This window comes from Streptomyces sp. NBC_01171, assembly GCF_045039805.1.
Taxonomy (GTDB): domain Bacteria; phylum Actinomycetota; class Actinomycetes; order Streptomycetales; family Streptomycetaceae; genus Streptomyces.
The window spans coordinates 3,972,196-3,994,491 of record NZ_CP108609.1 but is presented as its reverse complement, the minus strand read 5'-3'; the positions used below and the strand labels follow the sequence as shown (position 1 = coordinate 3,994,491).

22 protein-coding genes and 1 pseudogene are annotated in these 22,296 nt (G+C 73.0%); 10 read left to right on the top strand and 13 right to left on the bottom strand.

Going from position 1 to position 22,296, the window contains the following annotated elements; translation table 11 throughout:
• Nucleotides 1-20: 20 nt before the first annotated feature.
• The 3 genes from OG448_RS18505 to hutU form a co-directional block, all read right to left on the bottom strand.
• Nucleotides 21-1,358, bottom strand: a complete 1,338-nt coding sequence (locus tag OG448_RS18505; RefSeq protein WP_405555192.1) for a formimidoylglutamate deiminase — start codon at nucleotides 1,356-1,358, stop codon at nucleotides 21-23.
• Nucleotides 1,355-2,557, bottom strand: a complete 1,203-nt coding sequence (locus OG448_RS18500; protein WP_405558846.1) for an allantoate amidohydrolase — start codon at nucleotides 2,555-2,557, stop codon at nucleotides 1,355-1,357. Before OG448_RS18500 ends, OG448_RS18505 begins: the two co-directional genes overlap by 4 nt.
• A gap of 74 nt (nucleotides 2,558-2,631) precedes the next feature.
• The gene (gene hutU / locus OG448_RS18495) at nucleotides 2,632-4,296 is read right to left on the bottom strand and encodes a urocanate hydratase (RefSeq protein WP_405555190.1); all 1,665 of its coding nucleotides are present in this window, start codon (nucleotides 4,294-4,296) and stop codon (nucleotides 2,632-2,634) included.
• A 94-nt stretch (nucleotides 4,297-4,390) separates the two neighbouring features.
• Between hutU and OG448_RS18490 the strand changes: the two genes are divergently transcribed.
• The 5 genes from OG448_RS18490 to OG448_RS18470 all read left to right on the top strand — a co-directional run bounded on the left by OG448_RS18490 (nucleotide 4,391) and on the right by OG448_RS18470 (nucleotide 8,178).
• Nucleotides 4,391-5,842 (top strand): diaminopimelate decarboxylase, encoded by a 1,452-nt coding sequence (locus OG448_RS18490; RefSeq protein ID WP_405555189.1) that lies wholly within the window; start codon nucleotides 4,391-4,393, stop codon nucleotides 5,840-5,842.
• Between the two features lie 192 nt (nucleotides 5,843-6,034).
• A complete protein-coding gene (locus OG448_RS18485; protein WP_405555187.1) occupies nucleotides 6,035-6,424 on the top strand; it encodes a hypothetical protein in 390 nt (129 codons plus the stop codon).
• A complete protein-coding gene (locus OG448_RS18480; RefSeq protein ID WP_405555186.1) occupies nucleotides 6,421-7,251 on the top strand; it encodes a transcriptional regulator in 831 nt (276 codons plus the stop codon). Before OG448_RS18485 ends, OG448_RS18480 begins: the two co-directional genes overlap by 4 nt.
• 31 nt (nucleotides 7,252-7,282) lie before the next feature.
• Entirely contained in the window at nucleotides 7,283-7,783 is a 501-nt protein-coding gene (locus OG448_RS18475; protein ID WP_405555184.1) for a roadblock/LC7 domain-containing protein, read from the top strand.
• A gap of 23 nt (nucleotides 7,784-7,806) precedes the next feature.
• Complete coding sequence (locus tag OG448_RS18470; protein WP_030814321.1) at nucleotides 7,807-8,178, top strand: hypothetical protein; 372 nt, start codon at nucleotides 7,807-7,809, stop codon at nucleotides 8,176-8,178.
• A gap of 12 nt (nucleotides 8,179-8,190) precedes the next feature.
• Here the strand turns inward: OG448_RS18470 and OG448_RS18465 are convergent.
• The 3 genes and pseudogenes from OG448_RS18465 to OG448_RS18455 form a co-directional block, all read right to left on the bottom strand.
• A pseudogene (locus tag OG448_RS18465) lies at nucleotides 8,191-8,418 on the bottom strand (hypothetical protein); the annotation flags it as partial.
• 93 nt (nucleotides 8,419-8,511) lie between these two features.
• Nucleotides 8,512-9,354, bottom strand: a complete 843-nt coding sequence (locus tag OG448_RS18460; protein WP_405555183.1) for a MurR/RpiR family transcriptional regulator — start codon at nucleotides 9,352-9,354, stop codon at nucleotides 8,512-8,514.
• A 148-nt stretch (nucleotides 9,355-9,502) separates the two neighbouring features.
• Entirely contained in the window at nucleotides 9,503-10,840 is a 1,338-nt protein-coding gene (locus tag OG448_RS18455; RefSeq protein ID WP_405555181.1) for a PLP-dependent aminotransferase family protein, read from the bottom strand.
• A 114-nt stretch (nucleotides 10,841-10,954) separates the two neighbouring features.
• Between OG448_RS18455 and OG448_RS18450 the strand changes: the two genes are divergently transcribed.
• A complete protein-coding gene (locus OG448_RS18450) occupies nucleotides 10,955-11,605 on the top strand; it encodes a LysE family translocator (protein ID WP_405555179.1) in 651 nt (216 codons plus the stop codon).
• Nucleotides 11,606-11,906: 301 nt separating this feature from the next.
• On the opposite strand, the gene OG448_RS18445 is transcribed toward OG448_RS18450, so the two are convergent.
• Complete coding sequence (locus OG448_RS18445; protein WP_405555177.1) at nucleotides 11,907-13,298, bottom strand: cystathionine beta-synthase; 1,392 nt, start codon at nucleotides 13,296-13,298, stop codon at nucleotides 11,907-11,909.
• A 161-nt stretch (nucleotides 13,299-13,459) separates the two neighbouring features.
• Between OG448_RS18445 and OG448_RS18440 the strand changes: the two genes are divergently transcribed.
• The 3 genes from OG448_RS18440 to OG448_RS18430 all read left to right on the top strand — a co-directional run bounded on the left by OG448_RS18440 (nucleotide 13,460) and on the right by OG448_RS18430 (nucleotide 16,913).
• Nucleotides 13,460-14,479, top strand: a complete 1,020-nt coding sequence (locus OG448_RS18440; protein ID WP_405555175.1) for an SGNH/GDSL hydrolase family protein — start codon at nucleotides 13,460-13,462, stop codon at nucleotides 14,477-14,479.
• A gap of 136 nt (nucleotides 14,480-14,615) precedes the next feature.
• The gene (locus tag OG448_RS18435) at nucleotides 14,616-15,836 is read left to right on the top strand and encodes an acetyl-CoA C-acetyltransferase (protein WP_405555173.1); all 1,221 of its coding nucleotides are present in this window, start codon (nucleotides 14,616-14,618) and stop codon (nucleotides 15,834-15,836) included.
• Between the two features lie 294 nt (nucleotides 15,837-16,130).
• Nucleotides 16,131-16,913 (top strand): hypothetical protein, encoded by a 783-nt coding sequence (locus OG448_RS18430; RefSeq protein WP_391298834.1) that lies wholly within the window; start codon nucleotides 16,131-16,133, stop codon nucleotides 16,911-16,913.
• Nucleotides 16,914-16,956: 43 nt separating this feature from the next.
• On the opposite strand, the gene OG448_RS18425 is transcribed toward OG448_RS18430, so the two are convergent.
• Complete coding sequence (locus tag OG448_RS18425) at nucleotides 16,957-17,268, bottom strand: hypothetical protein (RefSeq protein ID WP_405555171.1); 312 nt, start codon at nucleotides 17,266-17,268, stop codon at nucleotides 16,957-16,959.
• Nucleotides 17,269-17,366: 98 nt separating this feature from the next.
• Between OG448_RS18425 and OG448_RS18420 the strand changes: the two genes are divergently transcribed.
• Nucleotides 17,367-17,597: a DUF4287 domain-containing protein gene (locus tag OG448_RS18420; protein WP_031184306.1), complete on the top strand. Its 231-nt coding sequence runs from the start codon at nucleotides 17,367-17,369 to the stop codon at nucleotides 17,595-17,597.
• Nucleotides 17,598-17,669: 72 nt separating this feature from the next.
• On the opposite strand, the gene OG448_RS18415 is transcribed toward OG448_RS18420, so the two are convergent.
• From OG448_RS18415 to OG448_RS18395, 5 genes are all read right to left on the bottom strand, one after another.
• Complete coding sequence (locus tag OG448_RS18415) at nucleotides 17,670-18,515, bottom strand: Bax inhibitor-1/YccA family protein (protein WP_405555170.1); 846 nt, start codon at nucleotides 18,513-18,515, stop codon at nucleotides 17,670-17,672.
• A gap of 245 nt (nucleotides 18,516-18,760) precedes the next feature.
• On the bottom strand, nucleotides 18,761-19,432 hold the full coding sequence (locus OG448_RS18410) for a hypothetical protein (RefSeq protein WP_405555168.1): 672 nt from the start codon (nucleotides 19,430-19,432) through the stop codon (nucleotides 18,761-18,763).
• Between the two features lie 221 nt (nucleotides 19,433-19,653).
• Nucleotides 19,654-21,597: a hypothetical protein gene (locus OG448_RS18405; RefSeq protein ID WP_405555166.1), complete on the bottom strand. Its 1,944-nt coding sequence runs from the start codon at nucleotides 21,595-21,597 to the stop codon at nucleotides 19,654-19,656.
• 133 nt (nucleotides 21,598-21,730) lie between these two features.
• Nucleotides 21,731-21,949, bottom strand: a complete 219-nt coding sequence (locus OG448_RS18400; RefSeq protein WP_030814261.1) for a hypothetical protein — start codon at nucleotides 21,947-21,949, stop codon at nucleotides 21,731-21,733.
• Nucleotides 21,950-22,005: 56 nt separating this feature from the next.
• On the bottom strand, nucleotides 22,006-22,221 hold the full coding sequence (locus tag OG448_RS18395) for a hypothetical protein (RefSeq protein WP_405555164.1): 216 nt from the start codon (nucleotides 22,219-22,221) through the stop codon (nucleotides 22,006-22,008).
• Between the last annotated feature and the right edge of the window lie 75 nt (nucleotides 22,222-22,296).

Genomic DNA, 22,296 nt, shown 5'->3' with positions numbered 1-22,296 from the left:
AGGGGGGCCGGTGGTGGGGGTCAGTCGCGCAGGGCGCCGATCGCGTCGGCGAGGGCGGCGGGCACGTCGGGCACGCGCGTGTGCGCCCCGTCCCGTACGACCTGGCGGCCGCCCACGACCGTGTGCCGGACGTCCGCCGCGCTCGCCGCGAATACGGCCGTCTCGGCGCCGAGCCGGGGCGGCGGTCCGGCCGTCCTGACCGAGTCGAGCGCGATGGTCGTGAGGTCGGCCAGCCGTCCTGGCTCGATGGCGCCCGCCTCCCGCCAGCCGAGCGCCGCGTGGCCGTCCTCGGTGGCCGCGCGCAGCAGCGCGGCGGCGGTCCAGTGCCCCCTGGTGCGGGTGCGTAGCCGCTCGTCCAACTCCATGGCGCGCGCCTCTTCGAGCAGGTCGATGACGGCGTGGCTGTCGGAGCCGAGGGAGAGCGGGGAGCCCGCGCTCTGGAGGGCGACGGCGGGGCCGATGCCGTCGGCCAGGTCGCGTTCGGTGGTGGGGCACATGCAGGTGCCGGTGCCCGAGCCGCCGAGCAGCGCGATGTCCTCGCCGGTCAGGTGGGTGTTGTGCACCCCGGTGGTGCGCGGTCCGAGCACGCCGTGCTCGGCGAGCAGCCGGGCCGGGGTGACGCCGTGCGCGGCCAGGCAGGCGTCGTTCTCGGCGGTCTGCTCGGAGAGGTGGACGTGCAGCGGGGCCCGCCGCTCCCCGGCCCAGCCCGCGACGGTCGCCAACTGGGCGGCGGGCACGGCCCGTACGGAGTGGACGGCCGCGCCGATCCGCGCGTGATCCTGTTCCTTGAGAACTGAACAGCGTTCGGCCCAGGCGTCGGCCGTGCCGTCGGAGAAGCGGAGCTGATGGTGGTTGGGGGGCTCGCCGAAGCCCGCCGAGAGGTACGCGGTGTCCAGCAGGGTGATGCGGATGCCGGCCTCGGCGGCGGCAGCGATCAGGGCCTCGCCCATGGCGTTGGGATCGGCGTAGGGCGTGCCGCCGGGCGCGTGGTGGAGGTAGTGGAACTCCCCGACGCAGGTGATCCCGGCGAGGGCCATCTCGGCGTACACCGCGCGGGCGAGGGCGTGGTAGGTGTCCGGGGTCAGCCGGTCGGCGACGGAGTACATCACCTCGCGCCAGGTCCAGAAGGTCCCGGAGCCGACCTGGACCGTGCCGCGCAGCGCCCGGTGGAAGGCGTGGCTGTGCGCGTTGGCGAGACCGGGCAGGGTGAGGCCGCGCAGGACCTCGGCGCCGGGCGGCGGGGCGGGCGTGCCGGTGCGGACGGCGGTGATGCGGCCGTCCGCGACCTCGACGAGCACCCCCGGCTCGGCGCTCGTGCCGAGCCAGGCGTGCTCCAACCAGTAGGTTCCCTGGGTCACCTGCGGGTCAGTCCTTCCAGTACGTCGGCGAGGGCGCGCACCCCGGCCACGCAGTCGTCCTCGGTCGCGGACTCGGCCGGGGAGTGCGAGACACCGGTGGGGTTGCGCACGAACAGCATGGCGGTCGGGACGCTCCCGGAGAGAATCCCGGCGTCGTGCCCGGCGCCGGTGCCCAGCACGGGCACCGACAGCCCGCTGTCCCGGCCCAGGAGGCGGCCGAGTTCGTCGCGCAGGGCGTGGTCGAACTCCACGACCGGGGTGAAGGACTCCCGGACCACGTCCAGGTCGATGCCCTGGGCGCCCGCGTACTCCCGCGCGGCCCGGGTGATGCCGTCGAGGACCGCGTCCAGCGCCTCCTGGCCGGGGGCGCGGGAGTCCAGCCAGCCCCGCACCAGGGAGGGGATGGCGTTGACCCCGTTGGGCTCCACGGAGATCTTGCCGAACGTGGCCACGGCTCCGGCGAGTTCGGCCTCCCGGCGGGCGGCCAGCACGGTCTCGGCGTACGTCGGCATCGGGTCGCGCCGGTCCGCGAGCCGGGTGGTGCCGGCGTGGTTGGCCTCGCCCCGGAAGTCGAACCGCCAACGCCCGTGCGGCCAGATGGAGCTGGCGATGCCGACCTGGTCGCCGGACAGGTCCAGCGCGCGGCCCTGTTCGACGTGCAGCTCGACGAACGCGCCGATACGGGCGAGTCGCTCGGGGTCGGCACCGATGGCGTCGGGGTCGTAGCCGGCGGCCGCCATCGCCTTGGGCAGCGTGATCCCGTCGCCGTCGGTCAGCAGATGCGCCTGCTCCACGGTGAGCTGCCCGGCGGCAAGCCGCGACCCCACACAGGCCAGCCCGAACCGGGCCCCTTCCTCGTCCCCGAAGTTGACGATGCCGAGGGGGCGATCGAACTGGATCTGCCGGGACCGGAGTTCATCCAGCGCCGCGAAGGCGGACACCACCCCGAGAGGCCCGTCGAAGGCCCCACCGTCCGGCACGGAGTCGAGATGCGACCCGGTGACGACGGCGTCCCCGGCGGAGGGGTCCCCGAGCCAGGCCCACTGATTCCCGTTCCGGTCGACCTCGTAGGTCAGCCCGCGCCCCTCGGCCTGCTCGCGGAACCAGGCCCGGCACTCGGCATCGGCGGCGGTCCAGGCGTATCGCCGGTACCCGCCGGAGTCACGGTGACGCCCGATGGGCAACAACTCGGCCCACATCTCCTGGAAAGAGGGAGGCCGGACAGCGCCGGGCTCGGGCTGTACCCCGCCCGTCCTCACCACGGAGCCGTGCGTCACGCGTCGTCACCCTCACGCATAGGCACCCGAACGTCCCGCTCCTCAGCCACGGACTCCGCGATGTCGTACCCCGCGTCCACATGCCGAATGACACCCATACCGGGGTCGTTCGTCAGCACCCGCCGAATCTTCTCCCCCGCCAGCGCAGTCCCGTCCGCCACACTGACCTGCCCCGCGTGAATGGACCGCCCCATCCCCACTCCACCCCCATGGTGGATGGAAACCCAGGAGGCCCCGGAAGCCACATTGACCATGGCGTTCAGCAGCGGCCAGTCGGCGATCGCATCCGACCCGTCCAGCATCGCCTCGGTCTCCCGGTAAGGCGACGCGACAGACCCGCAGTCGAGATGATCACGCCCGATGGCCAGCGGAGCGGCAAGCTCACCGCTCGCCACCATGTCGTTGAACCGCTCGCCAGCCTTGTCCCGCTCCCCGTACCCGAGCCAGCAGATCCGGGCCGGAAGACCCTGGAAGTGCACCCGCTCCCCGGCCATCTTGATCCAGCGCGCGAGGGACTCGTTCTCCGGGAACAGCTCCAGCAGTGCCTTGTCGGTCTTGGCGATGTCGGCCGGGTCGCCGGAGAGCGCGGCCCAGCGGAAGGGGCCCTTGCCCTCGCAGAAGAGGGGCCGGATGTAGGCGGGGACGAAGCCGGGGAAGGCGAACGCGCGGTCGTAGCCCGCGAGCTGGGCCTCGCCGCGGATGGAGTTGCCGTAGTCGAAGACCTCGGCGCCCGCGTCCATGAAGCCGACCATCGCCTCGACGTGCCGGGCCATGGACTCGCGGGCGCGGGTGGTGAACCCGGCCGGGTCCTTGGCGGCGGCGTCGGCCATGTCCTCGAAGTCGACGCCGACCGGGAGGTAGGCCAGCGGGTCGTGCGCGGAGGTCTGGTCGGTGACGATGTCGATGGGGGCACTCATGGCGAGGAGCTGCGGGACCAGCTCGGCCGCGTTGCCCAGGACGCCGATGGAGAGCGGGCGGCGGGCGTCGCGGGCCTCGGTGGCGAGCTGGAGGGCGTGCTCCAGGCTGTCGGCCTTCACATCGAGGTACTTGTGCTCGATGCGGCGCTCGATGGCACGCGGGTCGACGTCGATACAGATGGCCACGCCGTCGTTCATGGTGACGGCGAGCGGCTGGGCGCCGCCCATGCCGCCGAGGCCCGCGGTCAGCGTGATGGTGCCGGCCAGGGTGCCGCCGAACTTCTTCGCGGCGACGGCGGCGAACGTCTCGTAGGTGCCCTGGAGGATGCCCTGGGTGCCGATGTAGATCCAGGAACCGGCGGTCATCTGGCCGTACATGGTGAGGCCGAGGGCCTCCAGGCGGCGGAACTCCTCCCAGTTGGCCCAGTCGCCGACCAGGTTGGAGTTGGCGATGAGGACGCGCGGCGCCCACTCGTGGGTCTGCATCACGCCGACCGGGCGGCCGGACTGGACGAGCATCGTCTCGTCCTGCTTCAGCGTCCGCAGCGTGCGCACCATGGCGTCGAAGGAGCGCCAGTCGCGGGCGGCCTTGCCGGTGCCGCCGTAGACGACGAGCTTGTCGGGGTGCTCGGCGACCTCGGGGTCGAGGTTGTTCTGGAGCATCCGGAGGGCGGCTTCCTGCTGCCAGCCCAGGGCGCTCAGTTCCGTGCCGCGCGGTGCTCGTACGGGGCGGGGTCCCGACATCGTGTGCTCCTCCTGTTGCTGTCTCTATTCACATAGTCCAGTCGTGAATAGAGCTAGTCAATAGCTTCCAGGTGCCATCGCCCGCGCGTCGGGAATGTTTGGCTGGAACCGGAACGGGGGCGAGCGAGAGGAACGAGGGCACACCGTGGCACAGGAGACCGTGGAGCACGACGGCACCGACGGGCGGGAGCGGGAGGCCGCCGCGCGTGTCGCCCGGCGGGACGCCGCCGTGCGGGGCGCGGTGACCGGCGGGCTGCTGGGCCCGGACGCGCCGCTGGTCGCGCTGCTGGACGTCGCCGGCATCCGGGAGTCGGCGGCGGCCCTGCACGCGGCGTTCGACGCGGTGGTGGCGCCGGGCACCCCGGTGCTGCACGCCTTCGCGGTGAAGGCGGCCCCGCTCGTCCCCGTGCTGAGCCTGCTGCACGCGGCCGGCCTGGGCGCCGAGACGGCGAGCCCCGGCGAACTGGCCCTCGCCCGCGCGGCCGGGGTGCCTGCCTCGCGGACCGTGCTCGACTCCCCCGCCAAGACGCCCGGCGAGCTGCGCGAGGCACTGGCGCTGGGGGTCGCCGTCAACGCGGACAACCCGCAGGAGCTGGCCCGTATCGACGCCCTGGTCGCGGCCGGGCCCACCCGGTCCCCGCTCGGCATCCGGGTGAACCCGCAGGTCGGCGGCGGCACCATCGGAGCGACCTCCACGGCGACGCCCACCTCGAAGTTCGGGGTGGCGCTGCTGGACGAGGGGGCCAGGGAGTGGGTGGTACGGGCGTACCAGGACCGGCCCTGGCTGACCCGGCTGCACGCGCACACCGGCTCGCAGGGCATCCCGCTGCCGCTGATGGCGCGGGGCGTGGCGGAGGCGTACGCGCTGGCGGAGGAGGTCAACGAGCGGGCCGGGCGGCGCCAGATCGACACCCTGGACATCGGCGGCGGCCTGCCGGTCGACTTCACGGCCGAGGCGACCGCGCCGACGTACGCGCACTACGCCCGGCTGCTGGCCGCCGAGGTGCCGGGGCTGTTCGACGGGCGGTACGGGCTGGTGACCGAGTTCGGCCGGTCGCTGCTGGCCAAGCACGGCACGGTGCTGGCGCGGGTGGAGTACGCCAAGAGCGCGGGCGGCCGGCGGATCGCGGTGACGCACGCGGGCGTACAGGTGGCCGCGCGGACGGTGTACGCCCCCGCGCAGTGGCCGCTGCGGGTCGCCGCGTACGACGCCGGGGGCCGGCCGAAGTCCGGGCCGGAGGTGGTGCAGGACGTGGCGGGTCCGGCCTGCTTCTCCGGGGACCTGCTCGCCGAGGGCCGTTCGCTGCCCGCACTGGAGCAGGGCGACCTGGCGGCCGTGCTGGACACGGGGGCCTACTACTTCGCCCACCACTATTCCTACAACTCCCTTGCCCGGCCGGGCGTCTACGGCTTCGTGCCGGACGGCGCCGGGGGCGTGGAGTTCGCCACCGTGCGCGAGCCGCAGACGGTCGCGGAGATCGTGGCCGAGTCCGGCGGGGCGCATGCGGACGCGCTCACCACCCTGGACGCGCTCGGGAGCCGTTGACGCGGGAAGTCCGCCCGAAGGACGTTCCACAGACAAAGGGACCGACTTCCGCGCAACGCAGGCCAATCGGTCCACACTAGTACGCCGGACGCACGTTCCAACGGAAAATGCCAAAGCCGTCACCCGCCCCGCACACGTTGCGTAGTGTCGGTGTCACTGAGCCGGAGTCCCAGGCGGGGAGGGGAGCCCACGGTGCCCGGAATCGACGAATGCTTACTGGAAGCCATGCGCTTGCCCGGCGCTCGGGGGGCCGCGCTGGTGGACTGGACGAGCGGACTGGCCCTCGGCACGGTCGGCGAGGCGCCCGGCGGTGACCACGAGACGACGGCCGCCGAGGCGGCCGAACTGGCCCGGCTGGCCGCCGAGCACGGCGCCTTCTCGGCCGGGGAGGGCGAGGAGGGGCGGCCGCCCGTCGAGGACGTGATCGTCAGCAACCACGACAGCTATCACCTGCTGCGGTTCGTGGACACGTCCTTCGACAGCAGCGTCTTCCTCCATCTGTGGGTGGGCCGCGCGGAGGGCAATCTCGCGCTCGCCCGGATCAGGCTCGGCGAGATGGCCGACCGGCTGGTGCTGGGATGACCGTGGTGGACATACCCCCGCCGCTGCCCGTGCGGGACCGGAGCGACCAGCGCGATGTGGCCGCGGGCGCCCTGTCCCCGATGCTCAGACGGCTGGCGGAGGAAGAGGCCACCGGTGTCCTCGTCCGCGAGCACGGCACCCTCTACCTGGCCCAGGGCAGAGTGGTGCACGCCGAGAGTCCGCTCGCCCCCGGCCTCGGCGTGCTCCTCACCGCCCATGGCACCCTCGCGGCGACCGCCTGGCAGCGCGCCACCGAGCACTCCGCCAGCCCCGCGGACGCCGCCCGGCTGCTGCTCGACGCCGGGCTGCTGCCGGAGGGCGCGCTGGAGCTGTGCCACCTGGACGCGCTGTACGACGCCGGGTACTTCGCCCTCGCGCCGAGCAGCACCCCGGGCCGGTTCCGCTACGACGGCGCGCCCCGGCTGGGCCCGCTGCCCTCGGTGCCGGTGGTGGCGCTGGAGCGGGAGACGCTGCGCCGGCGCCTGCTGCTGCACCGGCTCTGGCCCGACCCGGCCGCCGACAGCGCCCCGCTGATCCGGGCCGCCCCGGTGGGCGCGGCCCCGGTCCCGCCCCGCCGCCGGGCGGTGCTGGAGCGGGTGGACGGGGTCCGTACCGCGCTGGGGATCGCCCACGACCTGGGGCGCCAGGCGTTCCACACCCTGGTGGACGTACGGCGGCTCACGGCGGACGGGCTGCTGGCGCCGATGCCGGTGCCGACCGCGCCGGACCCGCCGCCCGCGGGATTCCACCCGCCCGCCCCGCTCACCGTCACCGACCCCGACATCGCGCTGCTGAAGAGGCTCAGGAATGCGCTGGAGGCGCTTTGAACGGCAACCGCCCGCCGAGAGGAGAGAGCTGATGCTGCCCGCATCGGATCTGGCCGCCGTCGTGGACGAGCTGCGGCGGCTGCGCACGCGCGTACCCCAGCTCACCGGCGCCCTGGCGGCGGGTGTGGACGGCCTGGTCGTCGCCCACGACACACCCGGCGTCGACCCCGACGGGCTGGCGGCGCTCACCGCGGCCTCGCTGGGCGTCGCCGTCCGGCTCGCCGACGCCACCGGCAACGGCGGCTTCCGGGAGCTGCTGGTACGCGGCGAGCGCGGCTATGTCGCCACCTACGCGGCCGGCCGCACCGCCGTACTGACGCTGCTCGCGCAGGACCGGGTCAACGTCGGGCGGCTGCACCTGGAGGGCCGCCGGGCGGGCGCCCGCGTCGGGGATCTGCTCGACGCCGCCGAGGCCGAGGCCCGGCGCCGCCCGCCGGAGCGGCCCGCCCGGCCCGCGCCCGCCCGCACCCGCGCCGTCACCCGCACCCCGCGGGCCGCGGCCACCGAAACACCGACCGCAACCGAGAGTTGAACCTCCGAAAGGACAGCAGAACCATGGCGAACACCGAAACGGCACTGAAAGAGGCGCTCACCTCCATCGAGGGTGCCACCGGCGTCGCGCTCGTCGACTACACCAGCGGCATGGCGCTGGGCACGCTGGGCGGCAGCAAGACGTTCGACCTGAACGTCGCCGCCGCGGGCAACACCGATGTGATCCGCGCCAAGATGCGCACCATGGAGCACCTGGGGCTCAACGCCGAGATCGAGGACATCCTGATCACGCTGAGCGACCAGTACCACCTGATCCGGCTGCTGAAGGGCCGGGGCGGCAACGGCTTGTTCCTCTACCTGGTGCTGGACGGCCGGGCCAACCTGGCGATGGCCCGCCACCAGTTGAAGCGGATCGAGAGCGAGCTGGAGGTCTGAGCCGGCCCTCCTGACCGACGCCGTGGCACGGCGGCGGGCCCCGCCGGGGGTCGCGTCGCCCGCCGCGACGCCCGTACCCCGCAGCCCCCGTACGGCCTTGCCGGCCGGGGCTCCGCCGCGCTGGTCCAGCCAGTCGACGCGGACCCGGAGCAGCGCGTCCAGCGCCCGTTCGCGGCGCCCGATCCACCCCGCCTTCAGCCGGAGCCCGGCGCCCGCACCGGCGAGCAGCAGACCGCCGGCCACTACGCGCCACGTCGGCCTCCCGCGTCACCGTGTCCGACGTTCGCGCGGCAGGTTGACGAGGCAACCAGAGACGAGGCTGGGGCGCGCCGGTCACTCCACGAAGAGCCCCCGGGCCGAGGCCCGCGCGTCGAACTCCTCCAGCCGGGCCTGTGCGTCGGGCAGCCCGTCGCACAGCGCCTCCAGCAGCACCCGGCCCAGCAGCATCGGCGCGCACGCGGTGTCGAAGGCGAGCCCGGTGCCGACGGCGGCGGGCAGCAGCAGGTCGGAGTACTTGGCGACCGGCGCGAACGCGGAGTCGGCCACCGTGACGATCGTCAGCCCGGCCTCCCTGGCGTACGCGAGGGTGTCCAGCACCTCGCGCGGGTGCCGGGGCAGCGCGAAGCAGAGCAGCGCGGAGGCACCGGCCCGTACGGCGGTGTCGATGCGGTCCTGCACCATCGAGCCGCCCTCGTCGAGCAGCCGGACGTCGGGGTGGACCTTGGCGGCGAAGTAGGCGAAGCCGAACGCCTGCGGGGCGGCGGCGCGCAGACCGAGCACCGGCAGCGGACGGGATGCGGCCAGGACACGGCCGGCGCGCTGGACGGGGGCCGGGTCGGCGAGGAGTTCGGCGAGGTGGCGCAGGTTCTCGATCTCGGCCTCGACGGCCTGCTGGTACTCGTTGAACGCGCCGTTGTCCGCGACCGGTTCGGCGGGGACGACCTCGCGCAGATGGCGGCGGAGCGCCGGATAGCCGTCGAAGCCGAGGGCGACCGCGAACCGGGTGACCGAGGGCTGGCTGACCCCGGCCAGCTCGGCCAGTTCCACGCTGGACAGGAACGGCACGTCGGCGGCGCGGCGCACCATGCTGTGCGCGATGCGGCGCTGGGTGGGCGTGAGCCGGTGCCCCTCGAAGAGCGCCTGCAACCGGTTCGCAGGGCTGTCGCTCGCGCTCATGCCGCGCTCCCCCTCCAGATGTCGTCGGGTCCTGGACGCCCCCGCGCGGAAAGTACGGAGGGTACAGCGCCGGGGCGGGGTCGGGCACCGTCGCCTATTCAGACGCGATACGCCCTGCATACCTTTATACAGCGCGGCGGGCCGACCGTCAGTCGGCGAGCAGATCCTCCGGCGCGGACCGGGCGATCCCGGCCAGGGTGTCCAGGGCGGAGCCGAGCACGTCGGCGGGCGGGGAGGCGAGGGCGAGCCGGACGGCGTGCGGGGCGCTGTCGCGGCGGACGGCGAAGGCGGCGGCCGGGGCGACGGCGATGCCGTGCCGCGCGGCGGCGGCGACGAAGGTGTCCGCCCGCCAGCCCTCGGGCAGCCGCCACCAGCAGTGGTAGGCGCGGGCGTCCCCGCGCACGTCGAACCCGTCGAGCCGCCGCGCCATGAGCGCCTGCCGCCCGGCCGCGTCCCGGCGCTTGTCGGCCACGAGCCGGTCCGCGGTGCCGTCGCACTGCCAGCGGCGCATGACCTCCAGGGCGAAGCGCATCGGGGTCCAGCCGCCGGAGCGCAGCGAGGTGGCCAGGGCGTCGGTGCGGGCGGGCGGTGCGACGAGAAAGCCGAGGGTGAGGCCGGGGGCGACGCGCTTGGAGAGGCTGTCGACGAGCACCGTCCGCTCGGGCAACAGGGCAGCGAATGGCGGGAGTTCGCCGTGCAGGAAGCCCCAGACGGCGTCCTCCACCACGGGGAGGTCCAGCCGGGTCAGCACCCCGGCGAGCGCGGCCAGCCGGGCGGGCGGGGCGGTGAGCGAGAGCGGGTTGTGCAGGGTCGGCTGCGTGTAGACGGCGTGCAGCGGGGCGCGCCGGTGGGCCTGCTCGACGGCGCCGGGGACGAGCCCCGCCTCGTCCATGGCGAGCGGTACGAGGGTGACACCGAGCCGGGCGGCGACCGTACGGATGACGGGGTACGTCAGCTCCTCCACCCCGAGCCGGCCACCGGGCGGGACCAGGGCGGCGACGGCGGCGGAGACGGCCTGGCGGCCGTTCCCGGCGAACAGCACCTGGCCGGGGTCGGGGCGCCAGCCGCCTCGGGCGAGCAGGTCGACGGCGGCCTCGCGGGCGGCGGGGGTGCCGGCGGCGCCGACCGGGCGGAGGGCGTCGCCGAGGATGTCGGGCCGGGTGAGCGGGGCGAGGCCCTCGGCGAGGAGGTCGGCGTGGCCGTGCAGGGTGGAGTGGTTCAGCTCCAGGTCGACGCGGGCGGCGGCCGGTTCGGTGAGGGCGGGGGCGGCGGTCTCGGCTCCGGCGCGGACGTAGGTGCCCCGGCCGACCTCGCCCACGGTGAGGCCCCGGCGGGCGAGTTCGCGGTAGACGCGGGTGGCGGTGGAGTCGGCGATGCCGTGCCGCCGGGCGAACGTGCGCTGCGGGGGCAGCCGGTCGCCGGGGCGCAGGGCTCCGCTGCGGATCTCCTCGGCCACCGCGTCCGCCACACTCCGGTAGTCGCTCACTCCGGGCCCCCTCCCACGACATTGCCCCGAGAACAATAGCGGCTATTGCACCGAGAATTGACGGTCCATAACCTCAAGGCAATACCGCTCACGCACAGACCGGGGGACCTTCCCATGCTCATCGAGCCCAGCGCGGCCCCGGGGGTGACGGTGGTGGCCCTCGGCATGGTCCTCACGCCGGGCCCGAACATGATCTACCTGGTCTCCCGCAGCATCACCCAGGGCAGACGCGCCGGGCTCATCTCCCTCGGCGGGGTGGCCCTGGGCTTCGTCGCCTACCTCCTGGCGGCCAACCTCGGCCTCTCGGTGCTCTTCCTCGCGGTGCCGGAGCTGTACGTCGCGGTGAAGCTGGCCGGCGCGGGATACCTCGCGTATCTGGCCTGGTCGGCACTGCGGCCGGGCGGGGTGTCGGTGTTCGCCCCGCGCGAGGTGCCGCCGGACTCGCCCCGCAGGCTGTTCACGATGGGCCTGATGACGAACCTGCTCAACCCGAAGATCGCCATCATGTACCTGTCCCTGATCCCGCAGTTCGTCGACCTGGACCGGGGCCATGTCCTCGCCCAGGGCCTCCTGCTGGGCTCCTGCCAGATCGCGGTGAGCGTGGCGGTGAACCTCACCATCGTCCTCGCCGCCGGCACCATCGCCACGTTCCTGGCCCGCCGCCCGTCCTGGCTCAAGATCCAGCGCTACGCGATGGGCACGGTCCTGGGCGCCCTGGCCGTCACCTTGGCGGTGGACACGTCGGGACCGAGCGCCACGAGCTGAGACCCCTGTAGGAGGGCCCCGTAAAAACATTCGCGGGGACCGCCGCACCCCCGGTGAAGGGGGGCGGGACGACGGCGGTCCCCGCGAAGGACGCGGGTCGGGTCAGGCCCGTGCGCGTCCGAGGCGCCGTGGGAGGTCCGGGAGCCGCTCCGGAGTTTCCTGGGCGCCGTTCGGCGTCGGCCGGGGCGGGGAGCCGCTCCCGCCCTGCCGACACCACCAACTGTGCCGGGCCCGTGTTAAGCACGTGCTGCGCGCACGTGACACGCTCGTGCCACTTGGACCACGGCCCGGTCAAAGGCGGTCAGTGATTGGCGCCCTTGGCAAGGAAGGACAGCAGGTCCTGGCGGCTGACCACGCCGGTCGGCTTGCCCTCGACCAGGACGATCGCCGCGTCCGCCGCGCCGAGCACCGACATCAGGTCGCCCACCGGCTCACCGGAGCCGACCTGCGGCAGCGGGGCCGACATGTGCTTCTCCAGGGGGTCGCCGAGCGAGGCCCGCTGGGAGAACAGCGCGTCCAGCAGCTCCCGCTCCACGACCGAGCCGACGACCTCGGCGGCCATCACGTCCGGGTGACCGGCGCCCGGCTTCACGACCGGCATCTGCGAGACGCCGTACTCGCGCAGCACCTCGATGGCCTGGCCGACCGTTTCCTCCGGGTGCATGTGGACCAGGGACGGGATGACACCGCCGGCCTTGTCCTTGAGCACGTCGGCGACGCGGGCGCTGGGGCCCTCGTCCTCCAGGAAGCCGTAGTCGGCCATCCACTCGTCGTTGAAGATCTTGGACAGGTAGCCGCGGCCGCTGTCCGGGAGCAGGACGACCACCACGTCGTCCGGGCCGAGGTCCTGCGCGACGCGCAGCGCGGCGACGACCGCCATGCCGCAGGAGCCACCGACCAGCAGGCCCTCCTCCTTGGCGAGGCGGCGGGTCATCTGGAAGGCGTCCTTGTCGGAGACCGGCACGATCCCGTCGGCCACGTTCCGGTCGTAGGCGGTCGGCCAGAAGTCCTCGCCGACGCCCTCGATCAGGTACGGGCGGCCGGAGCCGCCGGAGTAGACGGAGCCCTCCGGGTCGGCACCGATGACCTTGACCTTGCCGCCGCTGGCGTCCTTGAGGTAGTTGCCGGTGCCGGAGATGGTGCCGCCGGTGCCGACGCCCGCCACGAAGTGGGTGATCTTCCCGTCCGTCTGCTCCCACAGCTCGGGACCGGTCGAGTGATAGTGCGAGAGCGGGTTGTTCGGGTTGGAGTACTGGTCGGGCTTCCACGCGCCCGGCGTCTCACGGACCAGCCGGTCGGAGACGTTGTAGTACGAGTCCGGGTGCTCGGGGTCCACGGCGGTCGGGCAGACCACGACCTCGGCGCCGTACGCGCGCAGCACGTTGATCTTGTCCATGCTGACCTTGTCGGGGCACACGAAGATGCACTTGTACCCCTTCTGCTGCGCCACGATGGCGAGCCCGACCCCGGTGTTTCCGCTGGTCGGCTCGACGATCGTGCCTCCGGGCTTCAGCTCCCCGCTCGCCTCCGCCGCCTCGATCATGCGCAGGGCGATGCGGTCCTTCACGGAACCGCCGGGGTTGAAGTACTCCACCTTGGCCAGGACGGTGGCCTGGATGCCCTCGGTCACGTTGTTGAGCCTCACCAGCGGGGTGTTGCCGACGAGGCTGATCATCGAGTCGTGGAAATGCACCGTTGTCTCCGGTTGCTTGCAAAAAACTGTGGTCGTCGTGGTTGTGCCAGCCTACGGCCAGCGGGAGGAGATGCGGACGGGCCTTCACTCAGTGTGGAGATTGGCGCACATGCCGTACGGGGCAAGGAGTGGGTACGGCTACGAGGAGGTGGCGGCGACGCATGACGAGCATGTCGAGGGCGAGAGTGGCCCGGCGCATCGCGGCCGGGGCGGCGTACGGCGGCGGCGGGGTCGGGCTGGTCGGGGCGGCCGCCGTCGGGCTGCTGCTCACGGAGATGCGGATGGCGCGGCGCCATGTGAACAACGGCGGCGCCACCGGCCGGGTGCCCCTGGCGGACGGTGTGTACGGCGCGGGGTACGGGCGGTTCGGCGAGCCACCGCTGCGGCTGGCCATGCTGGGTGATTCCACGGCCGCCGGGCAGGGCGTGCACCGGGCGGGCCAGACACCGGGCGCGCTGCTGGCCTCCGGGCTGGCGGCGGTCGCGGAGCGGCCGGTGTCGCTGCGCAACGTCGCCCTGCCGGGCGCCACCTCGGACGACCTGGAACGGCAGGTGGCGCTGGTGCTGGCCGCCCCGATCGCCGCGCCCGACATCTGCGTGATCATGATCGGCGCCAACGACGTCACCCGCCGCATCCCGCCCACCCGCTCGGTGCGGCACCTGTCGGCGACGGTACGGCGGCTGCGCTCGGCCGGTGCCGAGGTGGTCGTCGGCACCTGTCCCGACCTCGGCACCATCGAGCCGGTGCGGCAGCCGCTGCGCTGGCTGGCCCGGCGCGCCTCGCGGCAGTTGGCGGCGGCGCAGACCATCGGGGCGGTGGAGCAGGGCGGCCGGACGGTGTCGCTGGGCGACCTGCTGGGACCGGAGTTCGCGGCCAACCCCCGCGAGCTGTTCGGCCCGGACCACTACCACCCCTCGGCCGAGGGGTACGCGACGGCGGCGATGGCGGTGCTGCCCACCCTCTGCGCGGCGCTCGGCCTGTGGCCGGCCGAGGAGGAGCGGCCGGACGCCTCGCGCCGGGAGGGCTTCCTGCCGGTGGCCCGCGCGGCCGCCGAGGCGGCGTCGGAGGCGGGTACGGAGGTCGCGGCGGCGATGCCGACCGGGCCCCGCGGTCCATGGGCGCTGCTCAAGCGGCGCCGGCGCCGCCGGGTGCGGGAGACGGAACCGGTCACACCGTCCTGACGGGAATGACACTGGCCAAGCAAGCGCTTAGACAATTGCGGCCAGTGTCACACCGCCGCACCGGTGACCCGGACCATACGTACAGGTAACTTCCGACTCGGCCCTGCCCGAATTCCCGTAAGCCTCTGGAGCCGTGATGCCCGAAGCCGTCATCGTGTCGACCGCCCGCTCCCCCATCGGCCGCGCCTTCAAGGGCTCCCTGAAGGACCTGCGCCCGGACGACCTCACCGCCACGATCATCCAGGCGGCCCTCGCCAAGGTCCCCGAGCTGGACCCGAAGGACATCGACGACCTGATGCTCGGCTGCGGCCTGCCCGGCGGCGAGCAGGGCAACAACCTCGGCCGGATCGTGGCCGTGCAGATGGGCATGGACCACCTGCCGGGCTGCACGATCACCCGCTACTGCTCCTCCTCGCTCCAGACCTCCCGGATGGCGCTGCACGCCATCAAGGCGGGCGAGGGCGACGTCTTCATCTCCGCCGGTGTGGAGATGGTCTCCCGCTTCACCAAGGGCAACTCCGACAGCCTGCCGGACACGCGCAACCCGCTCTTCGCCGAGGCCGAGGCCCGCACCGCGGCCGTCGCCGAGCAGGAGGGCACCACCTGGCACGACCCGCGCGAGGACGGCCTGATCCCGGACGCGTACATCGCCATGGGCCAGACCGCCGAGAACCTGGCCCGGCTCAAGGGCATCAGCCGCCGGGAGATGGACGAGTTCGGCGTCCGCTCGCAGAATCTCGCCGAGGAGGCCATCAAGAACGGCTTCTGGGAGCGCGAGATCACCCCGGTCACGCTGCCCGACGGCACCGTGGTCGGCAAGGACGACGGCCCGCGCGCGGGCGTCAGCCTGGAGGGCGTCGAGGGCCTGAAGCCGGTGTTCCGCCCCGACGGCCTGGTCACCGCGGCCAACTGCTGCCCGCTGAACGACGGTGCCGCGGCCCTGGTCATCATGAGCGACACCAAGGCCCGCGAGCTGGGCCTGACCCCGCTCGCCCGGATCGTCTCCACCGGTGTCTCCGGCCTCTCCCCCGAGATCATGGGCCTCGGCCCGGTCGAGGCGAGCAAGCAGGCGCTGAGCCGCGCCGGGCTCGGTGTCGGCGACATCGACCTGGTCGAGATCAACGAGGCGTTCGCCGCCCAGGTGATCCCCTCCTACCAGGAGCTGGGCATCGACCTGGACAGGCTCAACGTCAACGGCGGTGCCATCGCGGTCGGCCACCCCTTCGGCATGACCGGCGCCCGCATCACCGGCACGCTGATCAACTCCCTGCAGTTCCACGACAAGCAGTTCGGTCTGGAGACCATGTGCGTCGGCGGCGGCCAGGGCATGGCCATGGTCATCGAGCGCCTGAGCTGACCCCCTTTTGATCGACCCTCGGTGACCGTCTCCGCACGGTCGGTCGAGAACGGCCCAGAACCCGGTAAAGCCCCCTGGTTCTGGGCCGTTTTGTGATCCAATCTCCCCCAGGGTGTGACCTATCTCGCTCGCTGGGGGATCGACGCAGGTCAGTGCAGTGACCCGAGTGGCGCCAGAGGCCGCCGAGGCCAAAGCCCTGTCCGTTTCGTGACGTTACGCACTGACAGGCGGTCAGTCCACCCTTCAAGCTGAGGTAGGAAGTCGGGGGTCGACTTTGAACCTGGGAGTACGTCAGTGAGCGCCATGTCCATCGCCCTGCTGCTCACCACGGCCGCCACGGGCGCCGTGGGCGTCGCCGTCCTGTGCACCGTGCTGCGGCTGCGCCGCCAGATCGCCGAGCTGCACACCCAGCTCGCCGCGAACCAGGCGGCCGAGATCCGCGCGCTGCTGCCCGCGGCCCGCACCACCGCCGACGCGGAGGAGATACGCGAGGCCGTGGCCGCCGCGCTCGCCGAGGAGCGGGAGCGCGAGCTGGCCGAGGCCCGCGCCTTCTGGGCCGCGCAGGAGGTCCGTGACCTCTCCGACGCGCCGCCCCCGCTGTACGGCCTGGACGCCGATACGTTCCTGCCCCGCCCGTCCGACTTCGCCGGCCTGGAGCCGGTGTCGGAGCCGGTGATCGAGCCGGACGAGTTCTCCGGCGACTCCCCCGAGCTGGCCGCGGCCCGCCGCCGCCACCCCTCGCACCCGGACTTCGTCCCTGTGCAGTCGCCGGTGGGCGACGAGGAGGACCGCGCCGTCACCATCCTGGAGCGGCTCTCCGAGGAGGGCACCGCCCTCGCCGACGTCCGCCCCGGCCCGCTGGGCACGCTCGACGTCTATGTCTTCGCCGACGGCACCACGCTCTGCATGACGCCGGGCCACCGCGAGACCGCCGAACGGCTGGCCGCCGCGCTCCAGGAGGGCGAGGCCCCCTGTCTGCTGGGCGGCTCGGGCATCTCCGGCGCCTTCACGCTGACCTTCGCCTGCGGCGAGGAGACGGTGTACGTCCTCGCCGACCGGGTCATCGCCTCGCTGTAGCCCGGCGCCTTCGCAAACCCGGCGCCTTCCGAAACCCCGCGCCTCAGACACCGGCCCGCTTGCGGGCCTCCTCGACCAGCTCGACCGCCTCCGCGAGCTGGTCCTCGCTTCGCAGCGCGACCGCCAGGTCGTGCCCGGCCACCGTGATCTGGTCGGCCGCCGCGAACATCCCGGCGTCCGGCATCTCCCGCGGCTCGCTGCCCGGCTCCTCCAGCTCCTGCGCCCGCCGGGCCAGCTCCCGCGCCACCGCCAGCGCCTCGGCGGCCGCGCCGCGCTGCAGCCGGCTCTGCGGGGCGGCCCGCAGCCGGTCGGCGAAGAGTTCCACTGCTTTGGTCAGAGGCGTCGTATCCAGCACGCGCCGAGCGTAACGCGGGCACTGTTGCCAAGCGGCCCGTGCTCGGGCACGGTGACCTGAAGGACCGGCCTTAATTCCCCTTGTGTCCGGAGGCGCCGATGTCCCAAGTCTTCTCCGAGGAGACCCACCGCAACCTGCTCGCCCGCATCCCGCACTGCACCGGCCGTGAAGTCACCGACTGGCTGCGCACCGTCGACGAGGGCCCGTCCCTCTTCCGCTTCGAGGACAAGGTCAACTGGCTCCGGCACGAGCACAACCTCGCGTACGGCCACGCCAAGGCCCTCGTCCACGAGTACGACCTGAGGAGGGCCGCGCGGAAGCTGGGGTGACCACCCCCGCCCCGCACATGCCGGAGGGCCCCCGGCGCGCATGCACCGGGGGCCCTCCGTCGCGCCGGGGCGCTAGTCGTTGTTGCTGAAGATGGCGACCAGGCGCAGCATCTCCAGGTAGATCCAGACCAGGGACACGGTGAGTCCGAAGGCGGCGAGCCAGGACTCCTCGCGCGGGGCACCGTAGGCGATGCCGTCCTCGATCTGCTTGAAGTCCAGCGTCAGGAAGAACGCGCCGAGCAGGATGGCGATGACACCGACGATCGCGCCCAGCGGGCCCATGCCGCGCAGACCGCCGTCCGGGGCGACCCCGAACGCGACCAGCAGCAGGTTCACCACCATGGCCAGCACGAACGCGAGGGCGATGGCCATGCCGATCCGGGCGTACCGGGCGGTGACGCGAATCCAGCCGGCCTTGTAGACCAGCAGGGTGGCGGCGGAGACCGCCATGGTGCCGAGCACCGCCTGGAAGGGGGCGCCGCTCCAGCGGCTGTTGTACATCTCGCTGATGACCCCGAGGAATACGCCCTCGAAGGCCGCGTATCCCAGGATCAGCGCGGGCGACGGCTTGCGCTTGAAGCTCTGCACCAGACCCAGGACCATGGCGACGATCGCGGACCCGAAGGCCAGCCCGAAGCTGGTCGTGGAGACCGGCAGCAGGGCCCAGGCGAGCACCGCGCCGAGGACGACGACGCCCAGCGTGGTCGCCGAGCGGACGATCACGTCGTCCATCGTCATCCGGCCGGCCGCGGGCGGCGCCTGCGGCGGGGCGCCCTGGCCGACGGTGGTCTGCGCGTAAGGGTTCTGCGCGTACGGGTTGCCCTGCGCGTACCCGGCCTGCGGTGCGGTGTCGAAGCCTGCGTAGCCGTTGTCGCGGCCGAACCCTCGGCGCGAGAAGACCGGGTTGCTGCTCCTCATTTCACTCCTCCATGGCTGCCGTGCGCAGCCTTGGCTCAAGAGTAATGGATTGGCAAAGGACCGTCAGTGCTCCTCAAGGAGGATCTTTCCTTCGCCGTGCTTGACCAACGCACCACGCGGAGGCCATGTTCCCGGCCCGGTCCTTTTATATGCGCAGGCCCGTGCGGAAGAGGCCGGCCGCCGGTCCCCCGCGGGAGGCGCTCGCGGGAACCGGCGGCCGGCCGGGAGGGACGGTCAGACCGGGGTCAGTGGCCCGGCCAGCCGTCCAGTCGGCGGTGCAGGGTGACGTCCGGCTTCTCGGTGCCCTTGGGCGCCTTGGCCACGGCCGTCTGGAGGACGCCGTTCACCTCGCCCGCGAGGGCGTCCACCCGCTTCTGCAGCTCGGTGGCGGGCAGCGTGGACCGGGTCAGCGCGTCCAGCCTGCGGTGGATGTCGGCCAACCGGCGGCGGGCCCCGGCGTCCAGCGAGAGCGGGTGGGGTGTGGAGACGACGAACTGGTAGGCGCCGGCCAGCGTCTGGCAGCCGTCGCAGTACTTGTTGGCCGCGTCGCTGACGTTGACCGCCTTCAGGTGGTGCGCGTCCCCGGCGACCGTGACGATCTGGAAGGACAGCGCGACCGAGCGGCAGTGGTCGTCCACCGAGCAGCCCATGGAGACCGCGTGCGCCTGGTTGCGCACGGAGGTCGCGTTGACCTTGCCGAACTGGCGGACGGTGAAGGAGTCGCGGGCCTGGGTGGGGTGGAGCCGGTTGGCGCCTGTGAACACGCTGTCCGACACCACCGCGGCCGACCGCACGGGCCCGGTCGCGGCGTGCGCCGGCACGGCGGTGGCCACGCCCGCGGCACCGGCGGCGAGAAGGACGGTACGGACGGCCCGCCCGTTGAACGGACTGCTGCGTGGTTTCCGGTGGCTGCTCATGGGTTCTCTCCCGAGGAATGAAGGACGTGCTGATGACGAGGCCCGGCACACGCACGGACGCGGCCGGGCCGGGGACCGCGACGGGATCGGGACGACGGCACCGGGACGGCGGACCGCCGCCGCGCGGTGGCGTAGCGGGTTCGGCGGAGGGGCCGAGGCGGCCGAGCCCTCCGGGAGACCGGGACGGGTTCGGCGGCCGGCGCGGACCGGCTCCCGTCCGGTCAGGACGTCGACACCGGAGCCGGTGAATCGCTGGTGGGCGCCGCCGTCGAGGGCTCGGAGGTGGGCGTCGGTGCGGCGCTCTCCGAAGGGACCGAGGAGGTCTCGGTGACCGGCGCGGACTGCTGCGTGGACGGCTGGCCGGCCGGGGCCCCGCCACCGCCGCTGCTCTCGCTCTGCCGGGGCCCGTCCTCGCCACGCGTCGGCTTGTCCGGTGCCGTCGACGAGTCGGAGGACGGCTGCGGCGCGGAGGCGGAGGCGCCCGCCGAGGCCCCGGCGCTCGGGTCCCCCGGCTTGACCTCGGCCGGTGTGCCCGGTGAGACCGAGGGCTCACCGGGGACCGCGCCCGGCCCGCCGGAGGTGCGGCCGGGACCGGCGTCCGGCGTCGAGGCGTCCGGGGCCGGCGGTGCCGTGGTGGGCACCCCCGGCTGGAGGATCGGCGCGATGGGCGGCTTCTTCGGCAGCGGTTGCGGGGTCACCCCGGACATCCAGGCGTAGGCCAGCCCGCCGAGCCCGGCGAGCAGCAGCCCGCACAGCGCGACGCGCAGGGTGGGCCGCCCGGCCGTGGAGCGCTTGGCGAGCCGGAACAGCCGGCCGCCGATCTTCACCGAGAGATAGAGGACACCGGCCATCGGGAACAGCAGCATCAGCGTGCCGAGCACCCCGACGAGGCCGGGCAGCACGTCCCCCGCCGCGAACGCCGACCCCGTGCCGGTGACCTGCTCGGTGAGCGAGCGGATCATCGTGCTGATGATCCGGGGGAGGTTCCACAGCCCGTAGCCCAGCTCGCCGATGATCAGCGGCACCATGGTCAGCACCCAGGTGGCGACGATGGCGCGCGCGGACTTCTTCAGCCCCGCGACCTCCTGGCGGGCCGACTGGCCCCGCTCGCCCGGCACCAGGGAGAGCAGGATCGGCTTGATCTTGCCGTACAGGTCCGGGACGCCCGCGAGGTCGCCCAGGATGTAGTAGCCGTCCAGGCGGACGGCGGGCATGAGCTGTTCCAGGATCTCGAAGTGGCCGAGGTAGACCGCGGCCAGGAAGAACTGCTCCCCGGTGGCGAAGTAGGCGCCGGCCATGGCCAGCATGAAGACGACGTTGAAGTACACCCCGCCGAAGTCGGTGCGGATGCGCCCGGCCTTGTTGATCCGGTAGACGTCGGTGACGTCGGTGTACATCGACGGCCAGATGAGGAAGAGCCCGCAGCCGATGCAGCCGGGTCTCGCCCCGCCGTACCGGCAGGCGGAGGCGTGACCGAACTCGTGGAAGACGAGCGAGGCCACGGTGAGCACGAAGACCAGCAGGATGAGCACCGGCTGGTCCAGCACCTCCAGCACCGGTTCGATCGCGCCGAAGAAGCCGAACAGCCAGACGTCCATGACGACGGCCGCCAGCAGCACCGCCGCGACCACCACCGGCCGGTGCAGCCAGGCCAGCGACTTGGCGATCCGGGCGGTGCGCCGCTCGTCGAAGATGACCCGGTGGCCCTTGAGGGCGAGCAGCAGGTCGGAGCGGGGGGCGTCGACCTCGTCGCTCTCCTGACCCTCCGGAACCGTCACGCCCAGCGGGTCGAGCTTGTTCTCCACGAGGTAGCGGATGTTCTCACCGCTGACCTCGCGGCCGAAGCGCGCGCTGACCCGGTGGGCGATCGTGTCGTCGTCGCGGACCCCGTCGACGGACGACGCCACCAGGTACAGCAGGCGTGAGAGCTGCACGACCTGCCCGTCCCCCCGACGGGCGATGTACTTGGGCTCGGTGAAGCCCGAGCCCTGGTACTCACCGTGCAGCCGCAGCCCCGCGCTCAGCCGCGGGACGGGCCGGGCCGGCACCCCGGCTGCCGGCAGGCTGCCGGTCGCCACCTGCTCGTACGTCACCGGCCAGCCACCGGGTCCGGGCAGCGGTCCGGTGTCGTACAGCGTGGTCGTGCCGTTCCCCAGCACCGTCATCTGTGGTCTCCCCCCACCTTGACGCCACGTCGATGCCGCCTCACCGCCGCGCCTCCCCCGGCATGGCCGCGGGGGCGGACCGCCCCGTGCTCGGGCGCGGTCCGCCCCCGTGACCGCCGTCGCGGCGGTGGTGCTACTGCTTGACGCTGATCGTCTGTCCGGCCTGCGACTGGGCGTCCGACCACAGCGAGTGGTCGTTGAGCGCGGCGGACTGGTTGGCGGCCTCGATGTTGGCCACGTGCTTGGTGACGTTCACCGTCTTGTTGAAGCTGAACTTCAGCTTGCCCAGGGCCTCGCGGCCCGGCAGCAGCTCCGCGGACTCGGCGTCCAGGTCGCGCATGTCCATGCTCATGATGGTGTTCCCCTCTTGTCTTGCTTGTCTTGCTTGCTGTTTCCCGATGGTCCGGACTACTGGCTGACGCTGATGGCCTGCGAGGCGCCGGAGCTGGCGACGGACCACGCCGAGTGGTCGTTGAGCGCGGCCGACTGGTTGGCGGCCTCGATGTGGGCGACGTGCTTGGTGACGTTCACCGTCTTGCCGAAGCTGAACTTCAGCTTGCCGAGGGCCTCGCGGCCGGGCAGCAGTTCGGCGGACTCGGCCTCGAGCTCGTGGGCGTCCATCATGGTGTTTCCCCCTCGGGAAATGGGCATTTCCGGTCGGACCGAGTCAGGTTCCCCCCGGACTCTGTCCAACTTGGC